This window comes from Bacillus sp. sid0103 (assembly GCF_019219025.1).
The window spans coordinates 211,098-226,966 of the sequence record NZ_JAHUWN010000001.1; the positions used below are offsets into that span (position 1 = coordinate 211,098).

Consider the following 15,869-nt stretch of genomic DNA (forward strand, 5'->3'; position numbering starts at 1 on the left):
TTTCAGTTAGAAAAGGTAAAAATCAAGGCACGATGAATTAATCCATAAAGGGTTAGGGCGAGGTAAGCAAGAAGAAAGAGGATAAAATTAAAACGCCAAAAACCCTTCATCACTTTTTTTAAGATAATTTCTTCTTTTACTTTCCAATGAACAAACACAAAAACCATAGCAATTAAAATCATAATTAATATGATTAACCAAAAAAATGATCTTTCCCATATCGTTACAATTAAAAAATGAACGGAAATAATGAATAAAATCGTTGTGGAATCTAGTGCCAAATGAACAGACTTTCGCGTGTTTCTTGTGAACATTTTCAAAACAAAGAACACAATAATAAATCCTAAAAAAGGTAATGCAAAGAAAATTGAGATAATAGAGGATAGAAAAGTAATCAAGCATATTCCCCCTTTATCATTTCTTTCCCTTTTATTAAATAATATAAGTTCTCTACTTGAGGTGCTTTCCTATGCTTTTTATCAGCTTCATCTAAAATAAACCCCAAGATTGCATCCACTTCTGTCATTCTGTCTGCTTCAATATCTTTAAGCATAGAGGAACGGTTTGCGGAAGTATTTTTACAAATAGTAATAATTTGCCGAAACTGTTCTTCTGTATTATCAAAATTTAAGATAAAAGAAACCTCTGCATATAAATTTTTTAGTACCTGAAAATAGTATTGATTTTTTATCAACTCGCCATTTTCCACCTTGAGGATAGCCGTTAATGGATTGATGACAGCATTGACCACCAATTTACTCAGGAGCATGTTATAATAATCCTCCTTAAACACAAGGGGAAATTCCAGTGGTGCAGAGGAGATCAACTCAAACAATAGAGTTGGATCTCCTTTAAAAACAGCAACTTTTGTTACAGCTTCGCCATTATGGGTAACAGTATATCGATTTTCTTTCAGCGCACCATGCTCCACTGAACCAACAAAAATATTCGTAAATGGGATGCAATCAAGCTGTTTTAAATGCCCCATCCCATTTTGTAAAAATAACAGATTGCCCGGAACAGCGGGCAACTCATTTATTTTCTCCATAATTGTTTGAAGTTGATATTGCTTCACGGCAATGATGGTAAGATCTTCATGTCCCTTCCACACATTCATAGGTAAGGCCTTTATTATGGATTTCGTTTGTTCCCCTTGTTTTTTCAGCACGATTCCATAATTATTAATTTCTTCAGTTTGTTCATGTGTTCTTGTATAAATCGTCACTTCGAATACTCTACTAAGGTAAGCAGCGAATAATAGACCAATTGACCCAGCACCAATAATTCCAACCTTCATGATAATCCCTCATTTTAGTCGTCTTTACCCATATTTTATCAGATGCTGTCGATAGTTTGTTACTAAGATTTAGAAAAAAATTGAGCCCTATTCGATTAAGACCGAATAGGGCAAAAAATCAGACTGGGTAAACTGGATGCTTACGAATACTGAAATTTAATTCCTTCGTTTCGTAGAAAGCAAAACGTTGAATAAGGACATGTCGTAATTCATATGGTGCGACTATTTCATCGACTATAAGTTCTGAAGCAAGTTTATAGATGTCAATATGTTCTTTGTATTCTTTGTGCTTCTCTTGTACAAAAGCTATTTTTTCTTTCGGGTCTTCAATTTGATTAATTTTGTTTGAATAAACAGCATTTACTGCTGCTTCTGGACCCATTACCGCAATTTGTGCTGTAGGCAACGCGATGCAGCAATCCGGCTCAAAAGCTGGACCAGCCATGGCATAAAGACCAGCACCATATGCTTTTCTCACAATGACTGAGATTTTCGGGACTGTGGCTGAACTCATTGCAGCAATTAACTTGGCCCCATGACGGATGATACCAGCTCGTTCAACCTTTGTTCCAATCATGAAGCCCGGTACATCTGCCAAAAATAAAAGCGGAATATGGTAGGCATCGCAGAGTTGAATGAATTTTGCCGCTTTATCGGCAGAATCAACAAATAAAACACCGCCTTTTACTTTAGGCTGATTGGCAATAATGCCAATCGGTCTACCATCGATTCTAGCTAGCCCCGTTATCAATTCTGGTGCAAACAATTTTTTGATTTCATAAAAACTAGCATTGTCCACCAGACTATCAATACATTCATACATATCAAACGGTGCGTTTTGGTTTTGGGGAATAATGGCTTCTAGTTCACGGCCTTGTTTGGTTGCCACACCCGCAGTCATCTTTGGCTTTTCTTTAAAACTAGCAGGAAAATAACTGATATATTTTTTTGCTGATTCAATGGCTTCCTCTTCACTATAGGCGAGAACATCCCCGCAGCCGCTGACAGAACAATGCATTCGTGCACCGCCCATTTCCTCAAGTGTTACCTTTTCGCCTATAACTTTTTCAGCCATACGAGGTGACCCCAAATACATAGAAGCATTTTGATCAACCATAATGACGATATCACAAAAAGCTGGAATATAAGCTCCACCAGCTGCAGAAGGACCAAACAATATACAAACCTGGGGGATCATCCCGGACAGTTTTACTTGATTGTAAAAAATTCTTCCTGCGCCACGACGATTTGGAAACATCTCTAATTGGTCAGTTATTCTTGCCCCTGCAGAATCGACAAGATAGAAAAGCGGAACCTTTAATTTTTCCGCAACTTCTTGAATGCGGATAATCTTTTCAACCGTTCTTGCTCCCCATGAACCCGCCTTGATGGTCGAATCATTCGCCATGACACAAACAGTTTGCCCGTTAATTTTACCAATCGCTGTTACAACACCATCTGCAGGAAGATCACCAGCCTTAAAATTGGCAAATTTACCATCTTCCTCATATTTTCCATCATCAAACAACAAGGTAAGGCGCTCACGAACAAACAACTTTTTTTGCTCTTTAGCCTTTTCGTGATATTTTGGATGTCCACCAGCTTCAATTATTTTACGATTCTCATTTAATTGCTCATTCAATGTATTGGTTACTGACATCATTCTCACCCCTTTTAAAAACTTCTATTCTAGGACAATTAATACGTCGCCTTCATTTACAAAATCACCAATGTTAACTTTTACATCCAATACCAAACCCACTGTATCGCTTTCGATTGGAATTTCCATTTTCATTGATTCAAGCATTACTACTTCCTGACCTGGTTGAACTTGATTACCATTTGCTACAAAAATATTTAAAACTGTTCCCGCCATGCTTGCTGTTATTTCTTTCATTCTGGCATTCTCCCCTTAATTCACTAATTTTTTTGTTAAAAAGCCTGTGTTGTACGAACCGTTTTGAAAGTCATTACTTGCCAATATATTTAGAAAGAGTGGAACATTCGTTTTAATTCCTTCAATTTTGACATCATTGAAGAAGCGAACAGCCTCTTTTAATGCATGTTCACGAGTTTCATGATGAATAATGATTTTGGCAATCATTGGATCATAGAACGGCGTAACTGTCCCGCCTTCTTCATAACCTGAATCAATCCTAACTCCCGCTTGGTCATTCCACTTAAGAGTACTGATTTTACCTGGTGACGGTAAAAAGCGGACAGAGTCTTCAGCATACACCCTAAATTCAATCGCGTGACCCGACAAAGTGATATCATCCTGGAGCAAAGGTAAACGTCCCCCTCGAGCAATGAGGATTTGCCATTTAACAAGATCGAGACCAGTTATCATTTCGGTCACAGGATGTTCCACCTGAAGACGCGTATTCATTTCTAAAAAATAGAAATTTTCGTTCTCATCTACAATAAATTCAATGGTCCCAGCATTTGAATAATTAACAGCACTTGCTGCTTTTACAGCTGTTTGAAGCATTTTCTGACGAGCTTTATCAGATAATATAGGTGATGGAGATTCCTCAATTACCTTTTGATGTCTTCTTTGAATGGAACAATTTCTTTCGAACAGGTGGATGATATTTCCATGATTATCTCCAAACACTTGGACTTCAATGTGTCTAGCATCTTTGATATATTTCTCGATAAAGACTTCATCTGAGCCAAAATAGGCCAATGCTCTCGCTTTTGTCTGGGCAAAAGACTTAACGAGCGCTTGTTCATTTTCACAATATACCATTCCAATCCCGCCGCCTCCTCCGCTCGCCTTAAGCATGACAGGGTAGCCGATTGATTGTGCAAGTACGCATGCTTCCTCACTGCTGGTTAATCCACAACCACTTCCGGGAACCACGGGTACACCAGCTTGCTCCATCGTTTGACGAGATACCACTTTATCACCCATTAATTCAATAGTTGAAGGGTTAGGTCCGATAAAAATAATGCCTTCCTCGATGGCCCGTTTAGCAAAACCAGTATTTTCAGATAAAAAGCCATAACCAGGGTGAATTGCATCTACTTTCTCTCGTTTCGCTATCTCTAAAATTTTATCAACTTGCAAATATGATTTGTTAACGGGAGGTTCCCCTACACAGAAAGCCATCGTTGCTGCTTTTACAAAGGGCATTTCCCTATCAGCTTCAGAATAAATAGCAATTGTTTCAATCTCCATCTCCTGACAGGTTCGAATAATCCGAAGGGCTATTTCTCCACGATTGGCAATTAAAATTTTTTGCACTTTTTTTCCCCTTTCGTACCCCTTTTATTCCACCATTTATATGTTTCTACATCATTCTCCGAATTTCCTGCTTTTTATGAAAACGCTTCCTCAACTTATTTGAAGAATTTTTTAAGTTTTTGTTATATAATGAGAATGATTCATTTGAATAATGCAAAAATTATTTCATTTCATGTTATTCAAGTGCAAATGAATATATACAAGATTATCAGTTATCATATTAGGAGGTCGACTATGTCAGCAAAAGTGGAAAGACTTAAAGTAAATTTTAAAACACTAGAAGAATTTAAAAAATTTAAACAATATGGGATTCAAGAACTATCCATGATTGAGGATCTTGAAGCAAATATGGTTGATAACGATAGCGACTCACCATTTTACGGAATTTATTTTGGGGACACATTAGTAGCAAGAATGAGTTTATATCAAATTGACGCAAAATTTGACCGCTATTTCTATCCACCACAAAACTACTTAGAGTTATGGAAACTTGAGGTATTACCTGGTTACCAAGGTAAGGGGTTTGGTAAGGCGCTTGTAGAATTTGCGAAAAACTTTGGTCTGCCGATTAAGACGAATCCAAGAGTACATTCAAGTGCTTTTTGGGAAAAAATGGACTTTACTAAAGTAGAATACGAAATGGAGCGAGACCGTGGTGAAAATCCACTAGTTTGGTATCCTTCAGGCGTTGAGGCACAACAACATTAATGGAATGCAAAAAAGCGGACATTTTGGTCCGCTTTTTCTATTTCTCTACTCTTTCAAGGTTACCATTTTTGTCCATTTGGAACTTCACTTTTTGCTGGCGGTCCTCGTCCTGAAGGACAACCATTTTCCGAGCTCTTTCCATAATTTCAATTAATGAACGATAATCCTCTTCGATTGCTTTTAAATTTTTTGATAATCTTTCATTTTCTGCAGCCAAATAGTACGCCTTCTTTTCCAACTCTTTAATTTTTTCATTAGACTTTTTACGTTCTGCTTCAATATTGGATGAGGCTAGAGCTTTTTGTTGAAGTCCTTCCAAAAAATGAATGACCGTCGAAAATGTAATGGTGCTTCCTTGCTCATTTACCGGAGGGGTTGGAACCACTTCTACTTTAACAGGTTCTTCAATCGTTTCTACTTCATTCGAGACTGGCTGTTTTTTCAACTCTTTACGCTGCTTTTTAGCAAGCTCGATCCCCGTTTTATACTGTTTTCTTACAAATGAATTCCAACGAAAGCCACAGGCTGCTGAAGTACGTGAGAGTTGCTTCCCTACTTCCTCGAATGCTTGCAGTTGTGTCCCGCCTTCCCGGATGTGTCGTAACACAACCTCAGCAAGCAACAAGTCTTCATCTTGGGACCATGCATCTTGTCGAGTTGGTGACATTAGTCATCCCTCCTAGTGTTTTTATAATACATATGCATCTACTAGAAAAGATAGACTTAATCAAGCGCGGTGATTTCATCTTTATTCTTGTTTTTTACGTATAAAAGCATTTACATAGTCATGATGTTTATCACTTTCCCAAAGTATGGAGCAATTTCTTACTTCTTCTTCTATTCTTTCACGCAGTTTTGTTTCTTCCCACTTTCTAACCCAAATCCTTTTATAGGATTTTAACACACTAAGATCGGTAGTCAGCATCGACCCAAGGTAAGATTCACAAGCCTGAAGAGAGTCACCGGTATATAAAGAGTTAATAAACCCAATTTCTTTTAAATATGATACTGTTTGCAGGTCAGCTTCCATTAACAGCTTCATTCCACTTGCGTCTGAGAGCTTTTCTGCTAAAATTGAACCTCCGCCCCAGCCTGTTGTTATTGCTTGTTTCCCTTGAACAAACCCTGCTTTTATCCCATCACGTGCTAGGCGATAATCACATGCCGCAGCAAGCTCACAACCGCCGCCTATTACTGTTCCATTTATTAAAGCAATTGTCGGAATAGGCAGGGTAAGAAGGGAATAAAGGATATTTGCCATTTTAGAGAGCATCCCGTACGCTTCTTCCTTCGTGCGAAGATGGTGAAAAACAGATAAATCTCCTCCTGAACAAAATGCTCGATCGTCTTCTCCGGTAATGACAAGGGCCTTAATATCAGGTTGAGAAGATCTTTGTATCGCTTCAGCTAATCCTTCCATAACGTCAAAGTTAATAGCATTCCTTTTTTCACTTCTAGTAATCGTAAATAATAAATAACCCATTTCCCGTTTTTCGATGGAGTATGCCAACCTTTGTCACGTCCTTTCTTTGATAACGATTTCATTTACGCTGTTATAAGTATGTATAATTTCTAGGCTCTGTCAAACTAGTAAGTTAATTTCCGCTCCAGGTGCTTCAATCAACTTAGTGGAAAATCAGTAAATTTCAAAAAACGACAAAAGCACAAGGGTTATTAACCCTTGTGCTTTCTATCTTATCGAAAATTAGTCGTTTACTACGTCTTTTCCCTTGTATGTTCCGCAAGCTTTACATACGCGGTGTGAAAGTTTCATTTCACCACAGTTTGGGCAGCTTACCATACCAGGTACGTTTAATTTAAAATGAGTACGACGTTTTCTTTTTGCAGTTTTAGAAGTCCTTCTAAAAGGTACAGCCATTCTTCCCACCTCCTTAAAGAGTATTAAGAAAGTAATGAAGGCCAGGAATGCTGGGTCTTCACTTTGCTTCTTAGATTTGTCGATTATGATTCGGAAGAAGAATTGTTTTCATCAAAAAACTTTGCGAGACCTGCAAGTCTCGGATCAATTTTTTTAGATTGATCTTCTTCATGAACAACTTCCCAATCCTTGCCAGACTGTGGAGCAGCATCTTCACGATTAACATCTTCACAAAAAACTTGCATTGGTATCTCAAGTAAAAGAATTTCTCGAAGGATTGGTATGACATCAACCACTTCACCTTTCACTTGATATGCTTCCTCTTCAGTTTCATAAACAGAACCTTGTAAGAGGAACGTTTCAGTTGTTTCAACATTAATTGGAAGTTTCACATCCACTAAAGTACGAGAACATGGAAGTATTAAGTAACCTTCAATTTTTAAATGGAATGTTACTTTCGTTGAATCGATATCTCCCCGACCAGTAATATGCATCGGAGAAACTTCTCGAATGGTGGGATCGTCTTGTTTGATCTCATCCATACGAACTATCTCATCAATCATAAATTCCTTGTTTCGATATTTTTGTAATTGACTTAATGTCCATTTCAATTGAATCACCCCAAGGCAACAAAGGTAATTATAGCCTTCGATAAATTTTTTGTCAATGTTTTTTCTTTACACCTCGTCAGATGATTTAAAAAGGCAAAACGATCTTATCTGTTTCTATACTAGTTTAACCAGATAAGCTTTTTGCAAACACCCTTAATATATTACCATATTATTTGATTGGTTTCCTTAGAATTTTGCTATAATGAATAGAAAAGCGTTTTTTTAGGTTATGGCTCTGTTAAACTTTCTGTTGATTTCCGCTCCAAAAAATCAATAATGAGCTTTAACAGAGCCTATGTTATAAGGAGAGAAGAAATGAAAGCTGTTGGATTAATTGTAGAATACAATCCTTTTCATAATGGACATGCCTACCATTTACAGGCATCAAAGGATGCAGCAGAGGCCGATGTTGTTATCGCAGTAATGAGCGGTAACTTTTTACAACGCGGAGAACCTGCACTTGTATCCAAGTGGCAGCGGACGAAAATGGCATTGCTAAATGGCGTAGATATTGTTTTTGAACTTCCTTATGCCTACGCCACTCAAAAAGCGGAAACCTTTGCCTATGGCGCCGTGTCAATTTTGGATGCAGCAGGCATTAATTGCCTCTGTTTTGGGAGCGAGAGTGGAGACATAACGTCTTTCCTTCAAACAATCGATTACTTGGAAGGGAAGCAACGGCAATTTAATGAAAACATTAAACAATACATAGGCACAGGGGTCAGTTATCCAAAAGCCATATCTCTTGCATTTGGGCAATTACCAGATTCGGAAAAGTATTTGGATTTAGCTAAGCCGAATAATATACTTGGACTCGAATACATAAAAGCAATACAACATCAAAAGTCCGATATCATTCCAATGACGATTGCTCGAAAAAATGCGAACTATCATGATGAAGATTTTTCCTCTGCTACGATTGCAAGTGCAACAAGTATCCGGAAAGCTATCTTTACTCACAGCAATGAAAAATCCGCTATGGACCAGTATGTACCCGAGCCGACGAAACAGTTGCTTAAAGAGTATCTAGAATCATATCAAGTATTTCACCAATGGGAAAATTATTGGAGTTATCTTCAATTTCGGTTACTGCACGCTAGGCCGGAAGAACTGAGGGAAATTTATGAAATGGAAGAGGGTCTTGAAAACAGACTTCTTTCTGCAGCTAGAGAGGCCAATAGTTTTCATGATTTTATGCAGCAAATTAAAACGAAACGGTATACTTGGACTAGGCTGCAAAGGCTATGTGTTCATATTTTAACAAATACAAAAAAAGCGGAAATGGCATTTATCTCAGAAAAAGCCTCTTACTTAAGACTTTTGGGCATGACCACAAAGGGAAGGGAATACTTAAATAAAACAAAATCTCACCTCAGTCTCCCGCTAATATCAAAACTTTCTTCTTTTACCGAAAAAGAGATTGACCTTGACATCCGGGCTTCACGGATTTATTCGCTTGGTATCCCTAGTCGTTTAAAAAACAAACTGATCCGTCAGGAATATGAGCAGCCGCCTATTTATATTCGATAAATAAAAAAGATGATGCATGCGCACCATCTTTTTTATTTTTTCTTTAACTTTTCTAAATAACTAACAGCTTCGTCAAATGTATCGATTGGGACAATCTTCATTTTGGTGTTTATTTCACGGGCGGTCTTTACTGCATCCCGGTAGTTGGAATTCTTGATCCCTTTTTCATTAGGAGCTAAAAAGATTTCCGCACCTGCCTTGTCTGCTGCCACTATTTTTTGTTCAATTCCGCCAATCGGTCCAACTGTACCATCCACATCAATTGTTCCTGTTCCAGCAATCTGATAGCCCTTTGTCAAATCGCCTTCTGTCAGCTGGTTATAGATTTCTAAAGAAAACATGAACCCTGCAGACGGCCCGCCAATTTCATCAGTCCTTACCTTAACTTTAGGATCCACTATTATTTCTTTATCATCAACAAGAGAAATCCCAATTCCAACCTTTTGCGGATCTTCTTTAAATGGCTGCAGTTTTAATGTCACAGTCTTTTTACTTTTGTTTCGTAAATATGAGAGTGTTACCTTTTCACCGGCATGTTTCTTACTAACGTATTCAATGAATTTTTCCGAAGAAGGCAATTGTTTCCCATCTACTTTAAAAATACGGTCACCCGTGGAAAGTGCCCCATCAGCAGGCATATTAGGAATTACCTGAACCACATAAATCCCCTTATATTTGTATTTAACCGGTAACCCCGCCTTTCGGTAAGCAACTTCGATGGCATTTAATTTTGACCCTGCCATAAGGTGGAGTTGTCTGGCATTATACTCTTCCTCTGTTTCTGTTTTATTTAAAATCAAATCAAGTGGATAAAGCTCTTCATATTTTCTTATCTTTGCTTCTAAAAAGGAGTAAATATTCGCTCTGCCCATTCTAACCGTTGTCAGCATAAAATTCCCTTCGTCCCTATCACCGCCATCGACAGTGATGATTGGTCCAAGTTCTTTTGCCATTCCTGGTTTCGAAACATAATAAGGCAATGAATAAAACATTCCACCAATTAAAATAATCGCTAATATGAGAGTTGAAGCTATATATATTTTTTTGAGCATACAATGTTTACCCCTTCCACTGTTCAATTACCGTTTTAATTTGTGTAAAATGTTTTATCGCTTCTTCCTCACCTAAGTTAATAATCTCCACTATATTTGTAAAGGCTCGTGAACTATAAAGTTCGACAGGAGGGCGAATCATCACATTAGCAGCAATTTCCCTATTGTTAATTATTTCGGCTTGCATTATGTCTATGCTCTGCATGATGACATCATAAATAGAGGTAATTTCAGCATTTCGCTTGACCCTGGAAACATCAACTGCAATAACGATATCCGCGCCCATCTCTTTAGCGACAGAAACAGGAACGCGATCTGATACACCACCATCCACAAGGATTCTTCCATTGTATTTTTCCGGCACAAAAATACCTGGTATGGAGATGCTTGCTCGAACAGCATCTGCGACAGGGCCTGTTTTAAAAACCACCTTTTCCCCCGTCAATAAATCAGTTGCAACAATCCCAATTGGAATAGATAAATCTTCAATATTTTTCCCGTGGGTAAAGACCTTAATGAATTCTTTTACTTTCTTACCAGAGATAAAGCCCATTTTCGGAACCGTAAAGTCCAAAAAGTATTTCCTCTTAAATGCTGTAGATAATTTATATAACCGGTCCATATCAATCCCTGCACCGTAAAAACTTGCTACTAGTGCTCCCATGCTGCTGCCTGCAATCAGATGAATCGGTATTCCAGCGTCCTTTAATGCCTTAATGACACCTAAATGAGCAAACCCGCGTGCACCTCCCGAGCCAAGCGCCAAGCCTATTTTAGGGTGCTCCATAACTGTAGACCTCCTAAAAATACCAAATAGAATTATTTGATTTCCTCAATAGACGGACTTAACGAAGACCCTTCCCTACAAAAATGAAATCTCGTTCAATCTTATGGTCTAAATAAACGTTCTATGAGTATATTTGTGTTATATGAGGACAAGTCAGGAAAGAATATTTCTTTATTCTAACATTCAATTAATTGATTGCACAGTTCAACGATCCCCTTGGGAGGAGGTCCCTTCATTGTTTCGGTCCAAATTAAAAACGATTTTTTTATCGATATCCGTCACCATTTTAGCTGGCTCTCTAATATTTTATCCGCAGGAGTCATTAGATGCTTCGATTCGCGGCCTAAATATGTGGTGGGAAATTGTTTTTCCATCCTTGTTACCTTTTTTTATTGTTTCTGAAATGTTAATTGGTTTTGGAGTTGTTAAATTTATTGGTGTACTATTAGAACCTCTAATGAGACCATTATTTAAGGTCCCAGGTGTTGGCGGTTTTGTTTGGGCGATGGGTATGGCTTCTGGATTCCCAGCTGGCGCAAAGTTTACGGCAAGATTAAGAGAAGAAGGACAATTAACACAAATTGAAGCGGAGAGACTTGTTTCATTTACAAATTCCTCTAATCCTTTATTTATCTTTGGGGCGGTTTCGGTAGGGTTTTTCTATAATCCTCATTTAGGGGTTACCCTCGCATTATCCCACTATTTAGGGAATATTTGTGTTGGATTAATTATGCGCTTTTATGGAAAGGAATCCCCTGATGAAATCAAGCCAAAAAGAAAGAAATTCAAAATCCGTTCTGCTTTATCAGCCTTGCATCAAACAAGATTAAAAGACAATCGACCGATTGGAAAACTATTAGGGGATGCAGTCAACTCATCCATTCAAACCTTATTAATGGTTGGTGGTTTTATTATTTTATTCTCAGTAATAAACAAAATACTTTATCATTTACATATCACTGCAACATTGGCTAAATCAGTTGAGGTCCTGTTATCATCGTTGTCATTCCCAGAAATGTTAAGTATTCCGTTTATTTCAGGTTTATTTGAAATCACTTCAGGTAGTCAATTAACCAGTCAAGTGCTAGATGCCACTCTATTACAAAAAGCGATGATAACCAGCTTTATTTTAGCCTTTAGTGGTTTTAGCGTCCAAGCCCAGGTTGCAAGTATCCTTGCACAAACAGATATTAGATTTCAGCCCTTTTTCATCGCTAGAATCATTCACGGTATTTTTGCAAGCTTATTCGCATTGATCTTATGGAAGCCCGTTTATTTACGATTTAATGGTAATGAACGTCCTTCAAATGCCTTGCCTGTTGGATTTTTCGGTGATGGATCATGGGTAGACCACATTTACCATAAAATGATTGTTGTAGGGCCGATTATCACCATTATTTCACTGTTCGTATATGTACTGATCTTATATTCCCGCCAAAAAAAACAATAAAAAAAGAGCTTCGCACTATAAACTGCATCCCAATTTTTCGACACAAAGAATCATCGGATGGGCAGTTCACTTAGCTAGCTCTTTTTTATTTATGACTTGAACTTCTTTTTTAATTCTTTTTCAACGATCGGCGGTACAAGTGTCGAAATATCCCCATTATACTTTGCCACTTCTTTTACAATACTTGAGCTTAAAAACGAAAATTGATTGTTGGTCATGATAAAAAAGGTTTCGATATCCTCATTAAGTACTCTATTCATCGATGTGATTTGCATTTCGTACTCAAAGTCAGAAACCGCCCGCAATCCACGGATGATGGCATTAGCATTAACAGCCTTTGCATAATCAACAAGTAAGCCAGAATGAACATCTACTTTAACATTAGGAAGATCTTTTGTTACTGCCTTGATTAGATTCATTCGCTCTTCAATTGTGAATAAAGGGTTTTTAGATGAATTGTTTAAAACGCTCACATATACTGTATCAAATACTTTGGCACCTCTTCTAATAATATCTAAATGACCATATGTAATTGGGTCAAAGCTTCCTGGACAAACGGCGATTTTTGTCAAATTGATTCCCCCTTACTCAATATCTGTTCGTTTATAAATTGTTACTGCAATAATCCCATACTTCTCGTGTTTTATTTGGCTAAATCCTCCTACTGATTTCGGTATTTCAACCTCAAAGCTATGTTCACAGACAATGATGCCATCTGTTTTTACTATATTCTGCTTATCCATTTTTTCCATTAAATTGACTAGTTGTTGTTTTTTGTATGGCGGGTCTAAAAAAATATAATCAAAGCAGATTTCTCTCTTTATGAGAGCCTTTAATGCCCGATCGGCATCATTGCGATAAACCTCAGCTTGATCCTCAAATTTACAAGCTTTAATATTTTCATGGATCACCTGAATCGCTTTTGATTCACGATCAATAAAAATCACTTTTTCCAATCCTCTGCTAAGCGCCTCCAAACCTAACCCACCACTACCAGCAAATAGGTCTAACCCAATCCCGCCATCAAAATAAGGTCCAATCATATTAAATAAAGCTTCTTTGACCTTATCGGTTGTCGGTCGAGTTGTATTTCCTGGAACTGCTTTCAGCGGTCTTCCTTTACAAATGCCTGAAACCACTCTCACTTACTTATCACCACATTTTTTTTGAGAAATAATTGCTTAATACATCCTACCATAATTTATAAAAAGTAGACAATTCTGTTGATGATATCTCTTTATTTAAAAGTTGAGTACCAAACAGAGTGGTTTATCACGAAATTTTATGATAAAGCACGTATAAGCTTTTGGGTTGTGGAAATAATGTAATTAACAACATCAATTCGAGGATGTTGTTGCCAACCGCGGAGAAGACTTACGTTTCCCCATAAGTTCTTCCTCCGGTTTCTCCTCTCCCTTTGCCTTCTATCCTTTTTGAGGATTTGGAAGGACCCTGCAGAATGTTCTGCAGGTTTTTTTTAGTTTTTATTCAAAAAATCAAAAATTAGTGATAAAGTATTGATGAATTGACTCATTGTAAAAGGAGCGTTTTCATTGATCCAACGTTTTATTGAATTAGGTGAAGGATATTCAGATTTATATGAATTACTAGAACTTACAAATGCCAATCAACACCGTCTTCAACACATGCTTGCTCTCCATACAAAAATTGATCAAAAGGAACTTACCTCCCTAGTTGTTGTCCTTAAACCGACTGACCCTGGTAAGTTTCAACCTCTTTATATTTGCCGGGAGGGTATTCCAAATCCAAATTTCACTCCAAATAAAAGGTATGATCTTTTTGCTCAAACCGCTTCGAAATATGATAAACAGATTTGTGAATTAACGGTAAAGCCCTCCTCCAGCTTTTATGAAAAGGAACTATATTACCAATATCTAATTGGTATTCTCAGGCTTAATCATTATTTACTGCCACTTCAATAGGAAAAGGTGAGGGACCTGAATCGCCCTCACCTTTTTAAATTCCCATCTTATAATCGTATTCTTTTGCTTTATCGGGAGCTGAATTTTCATACTCCATTCTTAAGAAAGGTTTATATGAAGGCTCTACTTTTTTTACAAACGAAAAAGAATTCAACTTTTCCATTATTTCATCTACTTCTTCTTGATTACAATACAGTACAACATATTTCAACTTTTTTGAGACATAATGTACATTTCCGAAGCGCCTAAGCATTTTAGCTTGTTTTAGAGAGTAAAGCCACACAACCAATCCTTGTCTTTGAACAAACATACTTTTTTCCCCTTCAACAGAACCATCATTTTAAATAAGTCTAGCATATTAAAACGATTCATTTCAATTCAAACTTTACTTCTTTCCAATATTATATGGTAGTAACAAGATAAATTACTGCACTCTAAAGAAAAAATCAGCTTTCAAAAGCTGATTTTCCTCACCCGCAATTACAGCTGCCGCCACCGCCACAACCACTGCTATGGCCAGTTTGTGTTTCAAAGAACTGATTGCCGGTTGGTACCTTTATATGTTCTGAGACTGCACCGCCTACGATAATGCTGATGGCATCTAGAAGGTCTTGCAAATCATTTTCGGCCAATTTAAACTCCGCTACAAGGGGGTCTAAATCCATTTCTCTCTTATTTTCACGGATTTGTGTCATGACCTTTTTATAATCAGGATGGTATTTACCAAACCGTTGTACCTCATCATACAGTTCCTTTAGACTAACAAAACGCTTTATTTTACGCTGTGACTCTTTGTTATTTTGCAATTTATATAAACAAATCTGATATTGTTCTGCTATATCTGATTCTAAAACCATCTTGGCTAGCTGTTCCGCCTGTTCCAATAATTCAACTCTTTCTAATGTAGCAAGCACGTTTTCACCCACCTCCACTGATATTTTAACATGAAAGTGTTAGTAATGCGAAATATACAATTTATCTAGTGATTTTTACCATAAATTCTTTCTCCATTCCATACGGTGCATTATTTAAATCGACAACTTCCAGCTTAACACTATGACTTCCCGGCGATAACCCTTTAATCATAAATGCCGCTGCATTAACTTCAGATTTTTTCTTGCCATCAATCCAAATAACAATCTTACCGAATCTTTTCTTGGAATGGTCAGTTTCACGAAAACTGATACCAGTAACGATACAATTAATGAATACTGTTTCTCCTTTTATTTGGTGCTGGACGAATAGTGAAGGTATTTCCTCTTTTGGCGAGGCATTATTAAATCCGGAAAGAATACCAGTTATTAAGAACATAAGGACAACCTTTGGAAAATGCTTTTTCATTTTGATTCACTCCTTCTTTTG

At 37.3% G+C, this 15,869-nt stretch carries 20 protein-coding genes; 4 read left to right on the forward strand and 16 right to left on the reverse strand.

The annotated features are described in order from the left end of the window. Positions 1-2 precede the first annotated feature (2 nt). The 5 genes from KW850_RS00975 to KW850_RS00995 all read right to left on the reverse strand — a co-directional run bounded on the left by KW850_RS00975 (position 3) and on the right by KW850_RS00995 (position 4,547). Entirely contained in the window at positions 3-398 is a 396-nt protein-coding gene (locus KW850_RS00975) for a DUF3397 domain-containing protein (RefSeq protein WP_218345713.1), read from the reverse strand. Beyond that, positions 395-1,297, reverse strand: coding sequence for a 2-dehydropantoate 2-reductase (locus KW850_RS00980; RefSeq protein ID WP_218345714.1), 903 nt, complete (start codon positions 1,295-1,297; stop codon positions 395-397). Before KW850_RS00980 ends, KW850_RS00975 begins: the two co-directional genes overlap by 4 nt. 118 nt (positions 1,298-1,415) lie before the next feature. Further along, the gene (locus KW850_RS00985) at positions 1,416-2,957 is read right to left on the reverse strand and encodes an acyl-CoA carboxylase subunit beta (RefSeq protein ID WP_218345715.1); all 1,542 of its coding nucleotides are present in this window, start codon (positions 2,955-2,957) and stop codon (positions 1,416-1,418) included. Between the two features lie 24 nt (positions 2,958-2,981). Next, a complete protein-coding gene (locus KW850_RS00990) occupies positions 2,982-3,194 on the reverse strand; it encodes an acetyl-CoA carboxylase biotin carboxyl carrier protein subunit (protein WP_218345716.1) in 213 nt (70 codons plus the stop codon). A gap of 15 nt (positions 3,195-3,209) precedes the next feature. Then, on the reverse strand, positions 3,210-4,547 hold the full coding sequence (locus tag KW850_RS00995; protein ID WP_218345717.1) for an acetyl-CoA carboxylase biotin carboxylase subunit: 1,338 nt from the start codon (positions 4,545-4,547) through the stop codon (positions 3,210-3,212). Between the two features lie 234 nt (positions 4,548-4,781). Between KW850_RS00995 and KW850_RS01000 the strand changes: the two genes are divergently transcribed. Next, positions 4,782-5,255: an N-acetyltransferase gene (locus KW850_RS01000; protein WP_218345718.1), complete on the forward strand. Its 474-nt coding sequence runs from the start codon at positions 4,782-4,784 to the stop codon at positions 5,253-5,255. A gap of 37 nt (positions 5,256-5,292) precedes the next feature. Here the strand turns inward: KW850_RS01000 and KW850_RS01005 are convergent, their stop codons facing one another. The 4 genes from KW850_RS01005 to KW850_RS01020 all read right to left on the reverse strand — a co-directional run bounded on the left by KW850_RS01005 (position 5,293) and on the right by KW850_RS01020 (position 7,745). Then, complete coding sequence (locus KW850_RS01005) at positions 5,293-5,922, reverse strand: RsfA family transcriptional regulator (RefSeq protein WP_218345719.1); 630 nt, start codon at positions 5,920-5,922, stop codon at positions 5,293-5,295. 81 nt (positions 5,923-6,003) lie between these two features. Then, complete coding sequence (locus KW850_RS01010; RefSeq protein WP_256358007.1) at positions 6,004-6,765, reverse strand: enoyl-CoA hydratase/isomerase family protein; 762 nt, start codon at positions 6,763-6,765, stop codon at positions 6,004-6,006. A 195-nt stretch (positions 6,766-6,960) separates the two neighbouring features. Then, complete coding sequence (gene rpmF, locus KW850_RS01015) at positions 6,961-7,134, reverse strand: 50S ribosomal protein L32 (RefSeq protein ID WP_026566356.1); 174 nt, start codon at positions 7,132-7,134, stop codon at positions 6,961-6,963. A gap of 83 nt (positions 7,135-7,217) precedes the next feature. Further along, complete coding sequence (locus KW850_RS01020; protein ID WP_218345720.1) at positions 7,218-7,745, reverse strand: YceD family protein; 528 nt, start codon at positions 7,743-7,745, stop codon at positions 7,218-7,220. A 315-nt stretch (positions 7,746-8,060) separates the two neighbouring features. Between KW850_RS01020 and KW850_RS01025 the strand changes: the two genes are divergently transcribed. Beyond that, a complete protein-coding gene (locus KW850_RS01025; RefSeq protein ID WP_218345721.1) occupies positions 8,061-9,275 on the forward strand; it encodes a nucleotidyltransferase in 1,215 nt (404 codons plus the stop codon). Between the two features lie 32 nt (positions 9,276-9,307). On the opposite strand, the gene KW850_RS01030 is transcribed toward KW850_RS01025, so the two are convergent. Together KW850_RS01030 and KW850_RS01035 are read right to left on the reverse strand one after the other, a co-directional pair. Then, the gene (locus KW850_RS01030) at positions 9,308-10,327 is read right to left on the reverse strand and encodes a SepM family pheromone-processing serine protease (RefSeq protein WP_218345722.1); all 1,020 of its coding nucleotides are present in this window, start codon (positions 10,325-10,327) and stop codon (positions 9,308-9,310) included. A 7-nt stretch (positions 10,328-10,334) separates the two neighbouring features. Beyond that, positions 10,335-11,114 carry a patatin-like phospholipase family protein gene (locus tag KW850_RS01035; RefSeq protein ID WP_218345723.1) on the reverse strand — a complete coding sequence of 260 codons (780 nt, stop codon included), beginning with the start codon at positions 11,112-11,114 and terminating at the stop codon, positions 10,335-10,337. A gap of 235 nt (positions 11,115-11,349) precedes the next feature. Here KW850_RS01035 and ylbJ point away from each other — a divergent pair, with 235 nt between their 5' ends. Beyond that, the gene (gene ylbJ, locus KW850_RS01040; protein WP_256358008.1) at positions 11,350-12,564 is read left to right on the forward strand and encodes a sporulation integral membrane protein YlbJ; all 1,215 of its coding nucleotides are present in this window, start codon (positions 11,350-11,352) and stop codon (positions 12,562-12,564) included. Positions 12,565-12,653: 89 nt separating this feature from the next. Here ylbJ and coaD read toward each other — a convergent pair whose 3' ends face one another. Then, positions 12,654-13,136 (reverse strand): pantetheine-phosphate adenylyltransferase, encoded by a 483-nt coding sequence (coaD, locus tag KW850_RS01045; protein ID WP_218345725.1) that lies wholly within the window; start codon positions 13,134-13,136, stop codon positions 12,654-12,656. Between the two features lie 12 nt (positions 13,137-13,148). Further along, complete coding sequence (gene rsmD, locus KW850_RS01050; protein WP_218345726.1) at positions 13,149-13,709, reverse strand: 16S rRNA (guanine(966)-N(2))-methyltransferase RsmD; 561 nt, start codon at positions 13,707-13,709, stop codon at positions 13,149-13,151. Positions 13,710-14,117: 408 nt separating this feature from the next. Between rsmD and KW850_RS01055 the strand changes: the two genes are divergently transcribed. Then, positions 14,118-14,507: a DUF7147 family protein gene (locus KW850_RS01055; RefSeq protein WP_218345727.1), complete on the forward strand. Its 390-nt coding sequence runs from the start codon at positions 14,118-14,120 to the stop codon at positions 14,505-14,507. Positions 14,508-14,541: 34 nt separating this feature from the next. Here KW850_RS01055 and KW850_RS01060 read toward each other — a convergent pair whose 3' ends face one another. The 3 genes from KW850_RS01060 to KW850_RS01070 all read right to left on the reverse strand — a co-directional run bounded on the left by KW850_RS01060 (position 14,542) and on the right by KW850_RS01070 (position 15,848). Next, positions 14,542-14,817 carry a YlbG family protein gene (locus KW850_RS01060; RefSeq protein ID WP_218345728.1) on the reverse strand — a complete coding sequence of 92 codons (276 nt, stop codon included), beginning with the start codon at positions 14,815-14,817 and terminating at the stop codon, positions 14,542-14,544. 160 nt (positions 14,818-14,977) lie between these two features. After that, positions 14,978-15,421, reverse strand: coding sequence for a YlbF/YmcA family competence regulator (locus tag KW850_RS01065; RefSeq protein WP_218345729.1), 444 nt, complete (start codon positions 15,419-15,421; stop codon positions 14,978-14,980). A 61-nt stretch (positions 15,422-15,482) separates the two neighbouring features. Further along, positions 15,483-15,848: a hypothetical protein gene (locus tag KW850_RS01070; protein WP_218345730.1), complete on the reverse strand. Its 366-nt coding sequence runs from the start codon at positions 15,846-15,848 to the stop codon at positions 15,483-15,485. Positions 15,849-15,869 lie beyond the last annotated feature (21 nt).